Consider the following 15,015-nt stretch of genomic DNA (forward strand, 5'->3'; position numbering starts at 1 on the left):
TTAGTAAAACTAAGCATAATACCAAATTTACTAAAATATACTAAATAATGCACATAATAGTAAGGGGTGATAAATGTTGGAGGAAAAAATTAAATCAGCCTGTCTGGTTTGTGAGCAGGAGAAGTGTTCCGGCATTTTTGTCCTGGGTTCGTTTATTTGTGATGAATGTGAGAAAAAAATTATTGAGACCAGGGTTCATGATCATGAGTACAGCGGCTATCTTCATAAGCTAAAAAAAATATGGGAGTTCGTTTTAACATATTAGCAAAGGACGGGGTTTTCCCCGTCTTTTTCTGATATAATTAACAGGATAGGCTATAATAACTAGAAGGTGAATTTATTGAATCAGAAAAAAGCACCTGTTTTGGAAGGTATCTTTAAATATATCTTAGAGGACTACAAGTCATTCCATGTTCCCGGTCATCAGGGGGGCAAAGGAATGGACGGGCCATTAAAATTGCTGTTAAAGCAGCCTTTTAAGGCTGATTTAACTGAAATTTCAGGGTTGGACAATCTTCATGCCCCCCGCAGTATAATTAAGGAGGCAATGGTAATTGCTGCAGAGGCTTTTGGTGCCGCTGAGACATTCTTTTTGGTGAATGGGTCTACTGCGGGGCTTATGGCCATGGTCAATACTGTCTGCCGGCCGGGAGAAAAGATTATCATTCCCCGGAGGATGCACCAGGGGGTTTTTGGAGGGATCATAACCTCTGGTGCGGATCCTGTTTATATTCCGGAGGATTCTAACCAAAACAGGTGGGAGTTTACCAATGTAACCAGCTCTCAGGTAAAGCAGGCTTTAGAAAAATGCCCGGAGGCCCGGGCGGTTTTGTTGAATAATCCTACATATTTTGGCGTTTGTGCAGATTTAAAAGAAATTCGAAAGATAACTGCAAAGAGAGGTGTCCTTCTGCTGGTTGACGAAGCTCATGGCGGTCATCTTTCCTTCCATCCGGACCTGCCTTGCGCCGCTTCAGAAGTAGGAGCTGATTTATGGGTGCAGAGCACCCATAAAACTCTCGGATCATTGACCCAGAGCTCTATGCTTCACGCCGCGGGTGAGGGAATTGACCGGGAGCGGTTAAGAGATATGCTGACCATTTTTCAGAGCACCAGCCCCTCTTATCTGCTTCTAGCATCTCTGGACGCTGCCAGGAGGCAAATAGCTTTAAGAGGAAAAGAACTTTTGGACAAAGTTATTTTTTTAGCCGAAGAAGCCAGGAAATCATTGAAGCAGTTGGATTTTAAATTGATTCCCAGGCAGCAGGGGGAATTAAGTTTAGATATTACCAAGCTGGCTTTTTTTACAGACCGGTTTGTGGAAACTGGAAAAAAAGCAGCTTTTATACTGCGTCGAAGCGGTAAAATTCAGGTAGAAATGAGTGGGCAGGATTATATATTATTTTTACTAACCTTAGGGCATGATGATAAAGACTGGGCTTCAATGTTGAGTGCTCTGGGTTCTATGCGGGAACGGCTTACCCTTAAACGTTCTAAAACAGATGACTGCAGATATAATTCTTCTCTCCCTCCTATGCCGGAGAAGTCCCTGCTTCCCCGGGAAGCTTTTAATCTTCCTTGGGAAAATGTCCTGTTGAAGAAAGCAGCGGGTAGGATATCCTCCCAGTTAATTACGCTTTACCCTCCGGGGATTCCCCTTTTGGTGCCGGGGGAGGTTATAACTACAGAAATCATTGAATTTATTCATCGGGAGAAAAACATCCACCCGGAAATTAAGATAGATATAGAGGAAGCTGCTGCATTACGAGTAATAAAATAAAGGAGGTGAATTCCGGGGAAGGTAACTTTCCCGGGATCAGTGAGAAAAACAGGAATATTTATAACATTTGAAGGCCCTGATGGTGCAGGAAAAACGACTCAGGCTCTTAAATTAAAAGAATATTTTATACAGAGGGGAATTGACTGCCTTTTTACCAGGGAACCGGGAGGAACCTCTATTGGAGACAAAATTCGAGATATTCTCTTGGATAACGAAAATAAAAAAATGTGTGCCAAAACAGAAGTTTTTTTGTATGCAGCTGCCCGGGCCCAGCTGGTAACTCAGGTAATTTTACCGGCACTGGAACAGGGAAAAGTTGTGATCTGTGACCGGTACATAGATTCAAGTTTTGCTTATCAGTCTTTTGGGTTAGGAGAGGAAACTGATTTTGTCCTGACGGTGAACGAAGAGGCAACTCAGGGCCTTTACCCGGACCTAACTTTGCTTTTAGACGTTGCTCCCGAAGAGGGCTTGAGGCGGCAGAGGGAAAGATATTCTAAGGGATCAAAAGCACAGGATCGAATTGAAATGAAAGAACTGGAGTTTCACCAAAAGGTAAGGCAGGGTTATTTGTTTTTGGCAAAGATTCAAAAAGAAAGAGTTTTATTATTAGAAGCAGGTGTAGGGGAACAAGAGGTTCATAAGGAAGTTATTAAAGCGGTAGAGGACCTGTTTTTGGTAAGGGATGTTCAGGTATGAAAATGAGATGTGTTAAGGAATAATAAAATGAAATTAAAAGAAATTTCAGGTCAGAAAAAAGCATCAGAATTATTGGAAAAAGCTATTCACGGAAACAGGATTAACCATGCCTACCTTTTCTACGGCCCTAAAGAGAGTGGGAAGTTTACCTTTTCTCTAATGGCAGCTAAAATGTTGAATTGTCTCAAAGGGAATGCTTGCGGTACGTGTATTTCCTGTAGAAAGGTGGACAGGGGTATCCACCCGGATGTTTCAGTGGTCTCTCCCGAAGGAAAGAATATAAAGATAGAACAGATCAGGCAGCTGAAAAATCTTTCCTCTTTTAAACCCAATGAAGGAAGAAAAAAAGTCTACATTTTTCAGGAGGCACATAAAATGAGTCTCCCTGCAGCTAATAGTCTTTTGGCAGTATTGGAGGAGCCCCCTGATTATATTGTATTTATTTTATTGGTACCTGAACTCTTTCTGCTTCCTGATACGGTAGTTTCCAGATGTCAATGTATTCCCTTTGGCAGGGTTTCCCGAAAAGAAATTTATAATGTATTGAAAGTTCAAAAACCCCATCTGTCCCAGGAAAAACTGCAGGCAGCTGCTCATGCGGCTGAAGGAAGTATTTTGAGAGCTATAAAATTAGCAGGTTCTGAGGATTGGAACCAGTGGAGGCATAGTTCTTTTCAGTGGTGGAAGGGTTTTCTCCACTGTAAATCAAGGGAATTATTTTCCTATGGGGAACAGTTAGCCCAGGAGGAAAACTTAATAGAATTTTTAGATTTTATAGAAAGTTATTACCGGGACTGCCTGGTATATGGATCTACTGGGGAAGAAGACCTGATTATAAATATTGATTATTTAGAGGAAATAAAAAAGATTGAGGTTGGTTCCAGTAGATTATTGATAAAAGCAATAGAAGAACTGGAAAGTTTTAAAAGAAAATTGTCTGTTCCGTTGAATAAAAAAAATGCACTGGAAGCAATGCTGGTAAAAATGAAAGGGGTGAAATAATGCCTGATGTAGTCGGTGTCAGGTTTAAGAAGGCGGGTAAGATTTATTATTTTGACCCTGAGGATGAGGATATCAAAAAAGAAGATTTTGTGATTGTAGAAACTTCCCGGGGAGTAGAGTTTGGAGAAGTGGTGGTGGGAAGAAAGGAGGTTAAAGAAGAGGAACTGGTACTTCCTCTAAAGAGAGTTATCCGTACTGCTACGGTAAAGGACCATCAGCAGGTACGAGAGAATCGGGAAAAAGAGGATGAATCCTTTGAAATATGCCTGGATAAAATCTCAGAACATGGCCTGGATATGAAGCTCATAGATGTGGAGTATACCTTTGATCGTAACAAAATTATCTTTTATTTTACTGCCGACGGCAGAATAGATTTCAGGGAGCTGGTAAAAGATCTGGCGGCAGTTTTTCGAACCAGGATTGAACTCCGGCAAATCGGGGTCAGGGATGAGGCCAAGATGATGGGTGGGCTGGGTCCCTGCGGCAGGATGCTGTGCTGTTCCATCTTTCTTGGAGACTTTGAACCGGTTTCCATAAGAATGGCCAAAGATCAAAACTTATCCCTAAACCCAACCAAAATATCCGGTATATGCAGTCGGCTCATGTGTTGTCTGCGTTTTGAATCTGACGCCTATAAAGATGCAAGGGAAGTCTGCCCCCGCATGGGCAAAGAAGTGGTTACGCCGGAGGGGGAGGGCAGAGTTGTTAAAGTCAACACGCTGAAAAAAAGCATAGCCGTAGAATTATTTGAATCCCATAAAGTCATGGAGTTTCCCTTAGAAGAGGTTATTGAAAAGATAGTTAACCAGAAGTGCCCGAAAAAGAATGAAGGATTTTCTGACTGAGAGAAGCTCCAGCTTCCATTCCTTTTTCTCCCAGTAGGAGGATAATATCCCCTTCCCGGGCGCTGAGAATAGAATCCTGAAGGGCGTCTCCCAGTCCAGGGATTACTGAAATACGCCCCTTTATATTTTGACATTTTTCCAAAAAAACTTTTTCTTCCTGTAGGCTGGCCCGAGCTTTTTTATTAACTTGATGTATGCTTTTGGTAATAATTATTTTTTCTATGGGAATTTTTTCAGCCCAATGGGAAATTACTTTGCCATTTAGGGCATTGATGCTGCTGCTGTGATTTCCCGATAAGGCAAAAACTAGAATAATTTTTTTAAATTGATACGAACTGATAGTTTTCAGGACGCTTTCGATGGCTCCGGGATTTGATGCTCCATCGTCAATTATTTTAAATTGATTACTATACACGGCTTCCAGGCAGCGTTTAAAATGAGGCATCCGGTTAAGTTTTTCGCTTATGGATTCAAAGCTTATATCGCAGGCCAGGGAAATTAGGATGGCTACCAGGGCATTATAAATATTGTGCCTCCCGGGGAGAGGAAGAGTAAAATCTTGGCTGCCGGGGGAGATGATTTTACCTGTGAGGGTGTCAATATCACTCTCTAACATTACACTGAACCGGGACTGTTTTGATTTTAGTTGAATCTTTTTTGCCGTTGCCATAGCATTGGGATAATCAAGGGCATATGTGATTACCTGGCTGTGAGTCACATCAGCCATCTGTAACGCCAGGGTATCATCGGCATTTATCAGGGCTGTGCTGTCTTCCTTCAGCAGTTTAGAAAAGCTGGACATTAAGCCGTTAATTTTACCTGGAGGGTCAGCGGCAGCTTCAGGGGATAGGTTGGTTACGGCCAGCAGATTTAAATTTAGGGATTTTATTTGGGGGCTGGACAGGGCACGGGGAGAGATTTCCAGGAAGAAGTATTTGGTTCCATCACGGTAGGCGTCGTTTATTTTGTTTTTCAATGACGGTTTCTCTGTTATAGAAGAGGAGAAAATTTTAAATGAATCCTTTAAGTGGGGATTATTTAATCGGAAGATGTTTTCTAAAATTTTTAAGGTGCTGGACTTTCCGCTTATTCCAGTAATTCCTGCTATAATAGGTTTATCCGGCATGTAATAGCTCCTTTCATGTTTGTCTTTCTTACTAATAGTCTTTGTGAAGCCGAAAAAAATATGTGTTTTTCATTTTGAGAGGGAGATAAAAATGGATGAAGCAGGAATTCTTTATCTTTGCGCAACTCCTATAGGGAACTTAGAAGACATCACTCTTCGGGTTTTAAAGACTCTAAAGGAGGTTGATTTAGTTGCAGCGGAGGATACCCGTCGAACCGTAAATCTATTGAATCACTTTCAAATAAAAACTCCGATAATCAGCTATCATGAGCATAACAAAGAAAAAAGAGGCAGAGAAATAATAGAAAAATTACTGGCAGGGCACAAAATAGCCCTGGTGGCTGATGCCGGAACTCCGGGAATTTCAGACCCGGGTTTTGAATTGATACAAGAATCTATCCATCGGGGTATAAAGATCACTTCTTTGCCGGGGCCTTGTGCGGCGGTTACTGCCGTTACAGTGTCCGGATTCACCATTAATCGATTTGTTTTTTATGGTTTTTTAAGCAGGAAGAAAAAAGACCGAAGAAGAGAAATAGAAGAAATTATTGAGTCCAACAAAACTGTAGTTATTTATGAAGCTCCGCACCGTCTACTTAAAACTTTAAAAGAGCTTTTGGAGGCAGCAGGAGATAGAGATGCAGCAGTTTGTCGAGAATTATCGAAATTGTTTGAAGAGGTTAAAAGGGGATCCTTATCTCAGTTAATTCATGATTTTGAAGTTAAAGCACCCAAGGGAGAGATAACGTTAATAATAGGAGCAAATAAGGAGGCAGTGATCTGCAGCAGGGGAAGTTTGACCCAAGGGGTTGAGGAGGTCAGGCAGCTTAAAGAAGCAGGATTAAAGGAAAAAGAAGCGGTAAAAAGAACAGCCAAATATTTAAACCTGCCCTCAAGAGAATTATATAAAAAGGTGATTGAGGAAAAAGAAGGATAAATAAAAAAAGGGCAAAGGCCCTTTCTTTATTGTTTCATTTGACTGATGCATTCACTGCAGATAATCTTGTTTTTATAATGCTGTACGTCGTCCGCGCTTCCGCAAAAAATACATGCAGGCTCATACTTTTTAAGAATAATCTTTTCTGCGTCCACATAAATCTCCAGTGCATCTTTCTCTTGGATTCCCAGAGTCCTTCTCAACTCTATGGGAATGACTACCCTCCCCAGTTCATCTACTTTTCTTACAATACCTGTAGATTTCATCCAGAACCTCCTCTTTCAACAATCTTCGACATTTTTTGTATGTCTATAGTATACCAACAATTCCCAAGGAGAGCAACACTTTTATTCAAATTTAGCAATAATTACTAAAAAATAGGATTAAGGTCCCATAATTTCTAATCAATATAATGTCAACATCGTTAATTTATTGAAAAGAATAACATTTTTCTTAATTTTAAATGTTTTTAGGTATTTTTGTTAGAGTTCATGGAAGGATAATTAATATTAGTATTTTTTTCTATATTTAGATATTATTATTCTATTATAGTGCTGTAGACTTAAAATATAAAAATAATTCTAATAGATTACATAGATTTCTTGACAAATAAGTTTTTGGTAAGATAAAGTTAAGTCAAAATGATTACTATGGGCAGTGAATATTTTATTTTTAAAGCTGTTCCTTAGATAAAGGAGGTTTTTTAAGAGATTGACCAGGAAAAGCTTTTATATAACTACCCCTATCTATTATCCCAGTGATAAACTGCACATTGGGCACTGCTACACTACGGTAGCTGCAGATGCCATGGCCCGTTTTAAGCGGTTAAAGGATTATGATGTATGGTTTTTGACAGGGACCGACGAACATGGTCAAAAAATTGAGCGGAGAGCGGCAGAGGCAGGCAAATCTCCTCAAGTTTTTGTAGATGAAATCGTAGACTGGATTAAAGAACTATGGGATATATTGGATATATCTTGCAGTGATTTTATCCGAACTACAGAGACGCGGCATAAAAAATCAGTCCAGGCTATTTTTAATCAGTTGTATGAGCAGGGAGACATATATAAGGATAAGTATGAGGGGCTTTATTGTACTCCTTGTGAGGCTTTTTGGACGGTTCGGCAGGCGAAAGACGGCTGCTGCCCCGACTGTGGCTCACAGGTGGAAATGGTGTCTGAGGAAAGCTATTTCTTCAGAATGTCAAAATATGCTCAGCGACTTTATGAGCATATTCAAGAAAACGAGGATTTTATTCAGCCTCCCTCTCGAAAAAATGAGATGATTAACAATTTTTTAAAACCTGGATTAGAGGAGCTTTGTGTTTCCCGGACCTCTTTTGATTGGGGTGTAGAGGTTCCTTTTGACAAAGAACATGTTATTTATGTATGGTTGGATGCCTTGAGCAATTATATCACAGCATTGGGTTATCCCGAGGATATGGAAAAGGTGAACCGGTATTGGCCTGCAGATGTTCACTTAATCGGTAAAGAGATCGTCAGGTTCCACACCATATACTGGCCCATCTTTTTGATGGCTCTGGGCCTACCTCTGCCCAAACAAATTTTTGGTCATGGGTGGTTACTTTTAAAAGAAGGAAAAATGTCTAAATCCAAGGGCAATGTTATTGACCCGACGGTGCTGGTAGATCTGTACGGGTCCGATGCCATCAGATACTACCTGTTGAGGGAGATTCCCTTTGGGTCTGACGGTGTGTTTACTCCTGAAGCCCTGATTCAAAGAATTAATTTTGACCTGGCCAACGATTTGGGTAATTTAATACATCGAACCTTAAACATGGTCAGTAAGTTTTCCCAAGGGATTATAGAAGGACCTTCCCTGGAGGAGGGGGACTATGACAGAGAGCTGAAGATATTGGCTTTGGAAACCTCTGGAGAGATGGAAAAACTGATGGATAATCTGCAGTTTAGTAATGCCCTGGCAGTGCTTTGGAAGTTGGTGGGTCGGGCTAACAAGTATATAGATGAAACGGAACCCTGGGCACTGAACCGGGAGGGAAAAAGAGAAAGGTTGAACACAGTTCTCTACAATTATTTGGAGACAATCCGCATCATTAGTGTTTTGCTCCAGCCCTTTATGCCTAAAACTCCTCATAAGATCTGGGAGCTTATAGGGATGTCTAATGAACCGGAACTTCAAACCTGGGACAGCAGCAGGACCTGGGGTTGTTTTAAGAAGGGTACCCGGGTTAAAAAATCAGAAGTTCTTTTCCCCCGTATAGAACTGGATAATGAGGGGGAACAAAAACCTGACAAGAAAGCTCCTGCATCTACTGCTCAAGCTCAAGATAAGATTGAAAGGATGGGGCAGATAAAAATAAATGATTTTGCCCGGGTGGACCTTAAGGTGGCGGAAATCCTTACGGCGGAAAAGGTAGAAGGAGCAGATAAGCTGTTGAAGTTGAAGGTAAGCTTAGGGAAAGAGGAAAGGCAGGTTGTGGCGGGGATTGCCCGGCATTACAACCCTGAGGAAATAGTCGGTAAAAAAGTACTGTTGGTAGCTAACTTAGCTCCTGTTAAAATAAGAGGGATTGAATCTCAGGGTATGCTGCTGGCGGCAGTGGATTCCCAGGGAAAGTTGGTTCTATCTTCTGTTGATGGTGATATTGCCCCTGGAAGCCAGGTGAGTTAATTGACCTTCCTGGCAGATTCCCATGCACACTTAATTGACAAAGCATACCGAAAGGACAGCAGCCAAGTAATTCAGAGGGCCCTGGATATTGGGGTTAAGCTGATTATCAATCTGGGGTATGATATAAAAACTTCTTCTAAGGCCGTAGATATGGCCCAAGATTACCCTTTCATGTACACATCAGTAGGCGTTCATCCCCATGAAGCAGCCAGGGTGCCTGAGGATTACCTGCAAAACGTAAAGGAATTGGCGCAGAACAAGAAAAATGTGGCCATTGGAGAAATTGGCCTGGACTACTACCGGGACATTTCCCCCCGGAAGAAACAGAAGCAGGTGTTTCGGGAGCAGCTGCTGTTGGCTCAGAAGATGGGGCTGCCGGCAATAATACATGATCGGGAGGCCCATAAGGATGTGCTGAAGATCGTTAGAGAAGAGCAGGGAGGGAAAAACAGTGGTGTTTTTCACTGTTTTTCCGGAGACTGGGAAATGGCGCAGGAATGTATAGAATTGGGTTTTTATATTTCTATCGCTGGGCCGGTAACCTTTAAAAATTCCGATTCCCTTCGGGATGTAGCGAAAAGAACTCCTCTGCATCGATTACTGGTGGAAACCGACTGTCCTTATTTAACGCCTGTGCCTTACAGGGGGAAGAGAAATGAACCTGCCCATGTGAAGTATACGGTAGAAACAATTGCTTCTCTCCGGGGAATGAAGTGGGAGGAGCTGGCCCAGGTTACTTTTACTAACACAAAAAATTGTTTCCGCTTGGATTGATACCTTAAGCTGTATTAAGTTAATTTTGTAGGGTTGAAGCAGACATAAGGGAAAGTAAAAGATAAGTAAAGTATAATCTTTAAGAAAAAATAACCTGAAAATAAAAAGCAGGGCTTTAATAGCTGCCCTGCTTTTTTATTCACTTTTTTGTCATTTTTATAAGTTTGTACCATATGTTAGTAAAGACAGAGAAAGGGGGGTGGGATATAATAACATTTCTACCGAATGAGGGAAAAATTCTCTTTTGTGTTAGTACAAAAATTTGACAAAATTTCATTTATGAAGTAAAATGTTTCCTTACAAGGGGGTTTAACAATGGATGATGTTCCTATAGCCACCGGTATCAAGCGTGTAGGAGGCTGGGTTAAGCACAATTGTCTCTTGTTAATCCTGGTTTTTGTTTTCCTCGCAAGCTGTTCAGCAGCTATTTGTTATGAGCGTTTTTACAAGGAAGTAGTTTTTAGTGTCGATGATGGGCAGGAGGTTGTTGTGACAACCTGGGCATCCACGGTAGAGGAGGCGTTGAGTGAGACGGAAATTCGTCTGTATTCTCGGGATGAAATATATCCCTCTCTAGAAACTCCTCTAGAAAAGGAAATGAAGGTCACTATTAAAAGGGCATTTCCTGTTCATGTAGCCATAAGTGATGATCAAGTCACTCATTGGACTACTAAAAGTTCTGTAAGGGAAATTATACAGAATCTAGACATAGTGTTGGGAATAGAGGATGAAGTGGAGCCTTCTCTCTCCAGCCTGGTGGACAAGGAAACCACCATTAACATTGTTAGGGTAGAGAGAGAGTATGTAGTTGAAGAGGTGGAATTAGCCTATTCTGTCGTTAGAAGAGGTAATTCTAGTCTGGACAGAGGATCAACCAGAACTGTCCAAAGAGGAAAACCGGGATTGAGGGAAGATACGTGGGAAATCGTATACAGAGATGGTGAAGAGATAGGAAGAGAGGTTATATCTTCGGAGATAGTCCAACCAAAGCAAGATGAAATTATAGAGGTGGGAGAGAATTCGGTCCTTTCTCGAGATGGTTATACTATGAATTATAACCGGGCATTGACGGTTACGGCTTTGGCCTACTGTAATTGTGCACAGTGCACAGGGAGTGAAGGTGGTAGTGCCAGGACTTCAATAGGTATCCCAGCGGTGCCGGGAAGTGGTACCAGGGCCAATCCTCATATTATTGCGGTGGATTCGGGGGTTATTCCTCTGAGATCCAAAGTTTATATCGATGGATTTGGGGTGGCAGTTGCTGCAGACACAGGAAGCGCTATCCGGGGAAATAAGATTGATATCCTGATGGATTCCCATGGGAAGGCTCTTGCTTTTGGGAGGAAAAGGCTGAAGATATATATTTTAGATAGTATAAGATAGCAAGGCTTAAAGAACGCACAGGGAGTAAGAAAGATTACTTCCTGTTTCTTTTTTAAATGAATACTTAATAAAATTAGTTAAGGGAAGGATAGGCCTGTGGATAAATTGGTGTCACCGCGGAAGACCGCAGAAGTGATTAAAAAATATAATATAAAATTGACTAAAAAATATGGGCAAAATTTTTTAGTTGATGAGAATATACTGCTCAAGATTCTCAGTTTTTGTGACCTGAGTCAAAATGACAGTGTATTGGAGGTTGGTCCTGGGATTGGAACTCTGACCCAATACTTGTGTCCCAGGGTCAAAAAGGTGACGGCAGTTGAGATTGACCGGAGGTTGATTGAGGTTTTAGAGGATACTCTAAAACAGTGTCATAATCTTGAAGTGGTCCAGGGGGATATAATGAAAGAGGATTTAGCAAATATTTTAAGTTCTCTGGCGGTGGATAAAAAGTGCAAAATCATTTCTAATCTGCCCTATAATATAACCACCCCCCTGATTATGAATTTGTTAAAGCATCGAGAATTCATTCAACACATGATATTTATGGTTCAAAAGGAAGCAGCCCATAGGATTACAGCCCAGCCCGGAGGGAAGGAATATGGTGCAGTTTCCGTTCTGGTGCACTACTATGCTCATTCGGAAATAGCTTTTAATATTTCTCCCAGGGTTTTTATTCCACAGCCGGAGGTTGAATCTTCGCTTATAAAAATAACCATGAGGGAAAAACCGCTGCAAGAAGTCCGGAATGAAGAATTCTTTACCAAAGTTGTCCGGGGCAGTTTCCAGCATCGAAGAAAATCACTTCTCAACAGTTTAAAGATGTCCTTGAATATTGACAAGGGCAGTTTGGATGCAGCTATTAGAGAAGCAGGTATTGAACCCTCCTCTAGGGCAGAAAGCCTGTCCCCTGGTCAATTTGCAAATTTAGCGAATATCCTCTATAATAGCATTGGAGAATATACACGAACCAAAATATGAGGAGGACCTATAGAAAGGTGCCGATGAATGATGGAATTTGTCAGCCCAACTAAAGGTGTAATGACCTTTGAAGAAATGTTTAAGGATATCATTAACTATGTAAATGAGCAGCCCAAAGAGCAGTACAAACTTATTACAGGTTCCGATTCTCAGATGAAGGAGTCTGCTATATTTGTAACTGCTATAATTATTCACCGGGTAGGGAAAGGTGCCAGATACTACTTTCACAAACAGAAACACCGTTATATGGAGAGTTTACGTCAGAGGATTTATTATGAGACCTTCCTGAGCCTGGAAGCGGCTTCCCGGCTTTCCGGAAAATTATCTGAAAATGGCTACGCTAATATGAACGTAGAAATTCACCTGGATGTGGGTGAAAATGGTGATACTAAGGACATTATCCGGGAAGTGGTAGGTATGGTCATAGGAAGTGGTTTTGATGCACGTATTAAGCCTGATTCATACGGCGCTTCAACAGTGGCAGATAAATATACTAAATAAAATCAGATTAGTTAGTCTCTCTGAACATTTTCAGGGAGTTTTTTATTGTAGGCTGATTTCATATTGTCTACCTGGGAAAAGAAGGCCGCCAAGAGGTCCCATCTTCGAGTGCTGTGATAGCCCATATATTTAATTCCATTGTATTCCCTGTTTCGGGGTTGATTTTTATAAATAGTTAAGGCTTCCAGACAATCCCCGGCAATGGTTTGGGCGATCAACTGGCTGTGTTCTAAGTTTTTTATAGAAGAACCCAGGCGACTGTGAGGTATTTCTACACCTTTGGCAATTTTTAATCCTGATTTTAAAGCCATTACCATTTCTATTGGTGGAACAGCTAATTCCTTTATGGGAATGGTTTCCAGAAGCCGACGGGAGACTATGTGGGGGCCATGGGAAGGGGAGGAGATGCCAAGGGAATCTATCAAGCCGGTTTCCTGGTTCAGCAGTTGACGAAAAAAAACAATAATTTTAGTTAGATAGCAAAGCTTTGGGGTGGTGGGATAACAGTCGGTTAAACTTAGGTCCAGCCGATTTTTTATACAATTTTCCAACAAAAGGTTTAATTCATAAGCGATATTTCCAACTAGATCGCCGTCTACAAAAAGGACGTATTTAGCTCCTAATTTATAGGCGTATTTTGCCCCGACAGCTCTGGGCACATCAATGCCCAGCTTTTCCTTAAAATTAATTATTTCTATCCGGGAGGATTTGAGCCGATGAATCTCCCCCAGGGTGTTATCGCTGGAACCGTTTAGAACCACAATGATTTTGTCAATTTTTAAATTTAGCAGTTGGTGGAGTGCTATGCCTATTCTTTTTTCTTCGTTTTGAGCCGGGACCACTGCAGAAATCATATAAAGTCCTCTCCTTTTTGCTTTCATTATATGATGGAGTTTTTTATTAAGTTACGACAAATAAAGTAAGTACGCTTTAGTTTAATTATTCATATATTAAAAGTAAGCTGTATTAGAATATTAATCGGAGGCGGTTGCATGGACTTAAAGGTAGGGGACATCGTCTGCAGGAGATCATATGGTGGAGATGTAGTTTTTAAAATAATAGAAATAAACTGGAGTAAAAAAACGACTTTGCTTAAAGGGGTACATTTTCGTTTGATGGCGGATGCTCCTATCGATGACCTGTATAAACCTGAAAGTCAGTGTATTCAAGATAACAATGAAAAATATAATGGAAAAGCCCGGGAGTGTATAAATCGCATTTATAAAACCCGCAGTATGAGCAGAAATAAGCAGTCCCGGGGAGGGAATACTGATAGCTATTATGAAATTCCCGGTAAGATTTTGCATATAGATGGGGACCAAGACTACCTGGAGGAGTGTATGAAGTTATACAAAAATCTGGAGATTAGTGCTCAGGGTGTTTTTATACCGGAAAAAAAACAGCCTGATATGGTAGAAAACCTATTACGAAAAAATCAGCCGGATATTCTAGTCTTAACGGGACATGACGCGATTTTAAAGGGGAAAAAAAATTATCAAAATATAAATAACTACCGGAACTCTAAATATTTTGTACGCTCTACCATAATTGCCCGCAATTATGAACCTGGTAAGGATAGTCTGATTATATTTGCAGGAGCCTGTCAGTCTCACTATGAAGAATTGATGGCCGCCGGAGCTAATTTTGCTTCGTCCCCCCAGAGAGTTTTAATTAGTGCATTGGATCCGGTTTTTATTGTAGAAAAAATTGCCTATACTTCTTTTAAACGTTCTATTAAAATAACGGAAGTCATTAATAACACCATCACAGGGATTGATGGTTTGGGAGGAATTGAGACGAAGGGAACCTTTCGGTTTGGTTTTCCCAAGTCACCCTATTAAATTTGAAATAGACTCTTAATTTATCGAAAAATGACGAAAACTCATTATTATTTGACAAAAATAAGAAAATATGATAGTATTATAAAGTATTAAAATCTCTTTAAGGGTGATGCAATTGGCAGCAAAAAATTCATTATGGCAGATCAGAAAAGATCTTGAATCCCACGTAGGAGAAAAAATACAGTTAAGGGCAAACCGTGGCCGTCGTAAAACTTTAGAGAAAGTTGGAATTCTGGAAAACACGTATCCTTCTATTTTTGTAATTCGTGTAGATGAAATAAACTATAACCAGAGGTTATCTTTTAGCTACGCGGATGTCCTGACTGAAACGGTAGAGCTTACAGTTTTTAACAAGCACGGAAATGAAAAAATTAAAACGGCGGCATCCAGTTAATTTTTAACATGCAGGAAAGAACCATTTAAATGGTTCTTTTTTTTATTAAACTTTTTTGCCTGTTTTAATATGATAATATTATGACTTGTTTATCAAATAA

General features: G+C 40.6%; 16 protein-coding genes. 13 read left to right on the top strand and 3 right to left on the bottom strand.

Translation table 11 applies throughout. The annotated features are described in order from the left end of the window. Positions 1-73 precede the first annotated feature (73 nt). From HUE98_RS00385 to HUE98_RS00405, 5 genes are all read left to right on the top strand, one after another. Positions 74-265: a sigma factor G inhibitor Gin gene (locus HUE98_RS00385; RefSeq protein WP_241421934.1), complete on the top strand. Its 192-nt coding sequence runs from the start codon at positions 74-76 to the stop codon at positions 263-265. Positions 266-340: 75 nt separating this feature from the next. Beyond that, positions 341-1,780, top strand: coding sequence for an aminotransferase class I/II-fold pyridoxal phosphate-dependent enzyme (locus HUE98_RS00390; RefSeq protein ID WP_241421935.1), 1,440 nt, complete (start codon positions 341-343; stop codon positions 1,778-1,780). A 39-nt stretch (positions 1,781-1,819) separates the two neighbouring features. Then, entirely contained in the window at positions 1,820-2,479 is a 660-nt protein-coding gene (gene tmk / locus HUE98_RS00395; protein ID WP_241421936.1) for a dTMP kinase, read from the top strand. 27 nt (positions 2,480-2,506) lie between these two features. Next, positions 2,507-3,481 carry a DNA polymerase III subunit gene (locus HUE98_RS00400; RefSeq protein WP_241421937.1) on the top strand — a complete coding sequence of 325 codons (975 nt, stop codon included), beginning with the start codon at positions 2,507-2,509 and terminating at the stop codon, positions 3,479-3,481. Continuing rightward, entirely contained in the window at positions 3,481-4,326 is an 846-nt protein-coding gene (locus HUE98_RS00405) for a PSP1 domain-containing protein (RefSeq protein ID WP_241421938.1), read from the top strand. The genes HUE98_RS00400 and HUE98_RS00405 overlap by 1 nt, the downstream gene beginning before the upstream one ends. Here the strand turns inward: HUE98_RS00405 and HUE98_RS00410 are convergent. After that, positions 4,283-5,452, bottom strand: coding sequence for a Mur ligase family protein (locus tag HUE98_RS00410; protein WP_241421939.1), 1,170 nt, complete (start codon positions 5,450-5,452; stop codon positions 4,283-4,285). The genes HUE98_RS00405 and HUE98_RS00410 overlap by 44 nt on opposite strands. Positions 5,453-5,543: 91 nt before the next feature. Between HUE98_RS00410 and rsmI the strand changes: the two genes are divergently transcribed. Next, positions 5,544-6,389 (top strand): 16S rRNA (cytidine(1402)-2'-O)-methyltransferase, encoded by an 846-nt coding sequence (gene rsmI, locus HUE98_RS00415; RefSeq protein ID WP_241421940.1) that lies wholly within the window; start codon positions 5,544-5,546, stop codon positions 6,387-6,389. A gap of 26 nt (positions 6,390-6,415) precedes the next feature. Here the strand turns inward: rsmI and HUE98_RS00420 are convergent, their stop codons facing one another. Next, positions 6,416-6,655, bottom strand: a complete 240-nt coding sequence (locus HUE98_RS00420; protein WP_241421941.1) for an AbrB/MazE/SpoVT family DNA-binding domain-containing protein — start codon at positions 6,653-6,655, stop codon at positions 6,416-6,418. Between the two features lie 445 nt (positions 6,656-7,100). Between HUE98_RS00420 and metG the strand changes: the two genes are divergently transcribed. From metG to HUE98_RS00445, 5 genes are all read left to right on the top strand, one after another. Next, a complete protein-coding gene (gene metG / locus HUE98_RS00425) occupies positions 7,101-9,041 on the top strand; it encodes a methionine--tRNA ligase (RefSeq protein WP_241421942.1) in 1,941 nt (646 codons plus the stop codon). Next, entirely contained in the window at positions 9,042-9,815 is a 774-nt protein-coding gene (locus HUE98_RS00430; RefSeq protein WP_241421943.1) for a TatD family hydrolase, read from the top strand. Between the two features lie 315 nt (positions 9,816-10,130). Next, entirely contained in the window at positions 10,131-11,198 is a 1,068-nt protein-coding gene (locus HUE98_RS00435) for a 3D domain-containing protein (protein ID WP_241421944.1), read from the top strand. Between the two features lie 96 nt (positions 11,199-11,294). Then, on the top strand, positions 11,295-12,179 hold the full coding sequence (gene rsmA, locus HUE98_RS00440) for a 16S rRNA (adenine(1518)-N(6)/adenine(1519)-N(6))-dimethyltransferase RsmA (RefSeq protein ID WP_241421945.1): 885 nt from the start codon (positions 11,295-11,297) through the stop codon (positions 12,177-12,179). Between the two features lie 27 nt (positions 12,180-12,206). After that, a complete protein-coding gene (locus HUE98_RS00445; protein ID WP_318036510.1) occupies positions 12,207-12,680 on the top strand; it encodes a ribonuclease H-like YkuK family protein in 474 nt (157 codons plus the stop codon). A gap of 11 nt (positions 12,681-12,691) precedes the next feature. On the opposite strand, the gene HUE98_RS00450 is transcribed toward HUE98_RS00445, so the two are convergent. After that, positions 12,692-13,534, bottom strand: coding sequence for a glycosyltransferase family 2 protein (locus HUE98_RS00450; protein WP_241421946.1), 843 nt, complete (start codon positions 13,532-13,534; stop codon positions 12,692-12,694). Positions 13,535-13,672: 138 nt separating this feature from the next. Here HUE98_RS00450 and yabG point away from each other — a divergent pair, with 138 nt between their 5' ends. Both yabG and HUE98_RS00460 read left to right on the top strand, forming a co-directional pair. After that, complete coding sequence (yabG, locus tag HUE98_RS00455; protein WP_241421947.1) at positions 13,673-14,521, top strand: sporulation peptidase YabG; 849 nt, start codon at positions 13,673-13,675, stop codon at positions 14,519-14,521. A 115-nt stretch (positions 14,522-14,636) separates the two neighbouring features. Further along, on the top strand, positions 14,637-14,915 hold the full coding sequence (locus tag HUE98_RS00460; RefSeq protein WP_241421948.1) for a Veg family protein: 279 nt from the start codon (positions 14,637-14,639) through the stop codon (positions 14,913-14,915). The last annotated feature ends 100 nt before the right edge of the window (positions 14,916-15,015 follow it).

Source organism: Candidatus Contubernalis alkalaceticus, assembly GCF_022558445.1.
In the GTDB taxonomy this organism is placed as follows: Bacteria; Bacillota; Dethiobacteria; order SKNC01; family SKNC01; genus Contubernalis; species Contubernalis alkaliaceticus.

Coding starts and splice junctions, on each gene's coding strand:
- HUE98_RS00385 (WP_241421934.1), top strand. CDS start 74: ATGTTGGAGGAAAAAATTAAATCAGCCTGTCTGGTTTGTGAGCAGGAG.
- HUE98_RS00400 (WP_241421937.1), top strand. CDS start 2,507: ATGAAATTAAAAGAAATTTCAGGTCAGAAAAAAGCATCAGAATTATTG.
- HUE98_RS00405 (WP_241421938.1), top strand. CDS start 3,481: ATGCCTGATGTAGTCGGTGTCAGGTTTAAGAAGGCGGGTAAGATTTAT.
- HUE98_RS00410 (WP_241421939.1), bottom strand. CDS start 5,452: ATGCCGGATAAACCTATTATAGCAGGAATTACTGGAATAAGCGGAAAG.
- rsmI (WP_241421940.1), top strand. CDS start 5,544: ATGGATGAAGCAGGAATTCTTTATCTTTGCGCAACTCCTATAGGGAAC.
- HUE98_RS00420 (WP_241421941.1), bottom strand. CDS start 6,655: ATGAAATCTACAGGTATTGTAAGAAAAGTAGATGAACTGGGGAGGGTA.
- HUE98_RS00435 (WP_241421944.1), top strand. CDS start 10,131: ATGGATGATGTTCCTATAGCCACCGGTATCAAGCGTGTAGGAGGCTGG.
- HUE98_RS00445 (WP_318036510.1), top strand. CDS start 12,207: ATGATGGAATTTGTCAGCCCAACTAAAGGTGTAATGACCTTTGAAGAA.
- HUE98_RS00450 (WP_241421946.1), bottom strand. CDS start 13,534: ATGATTTCTGCAGTGGTCCCGGCTCAAAACGAAGAAAAAAGAATAGGC.
- yabG (WP_241421947.1), top strand. CDS start 13,673: ATGGACTTAAAGGTAGGGGACATCGTCTGCAGGAGATCATATGGTGGA.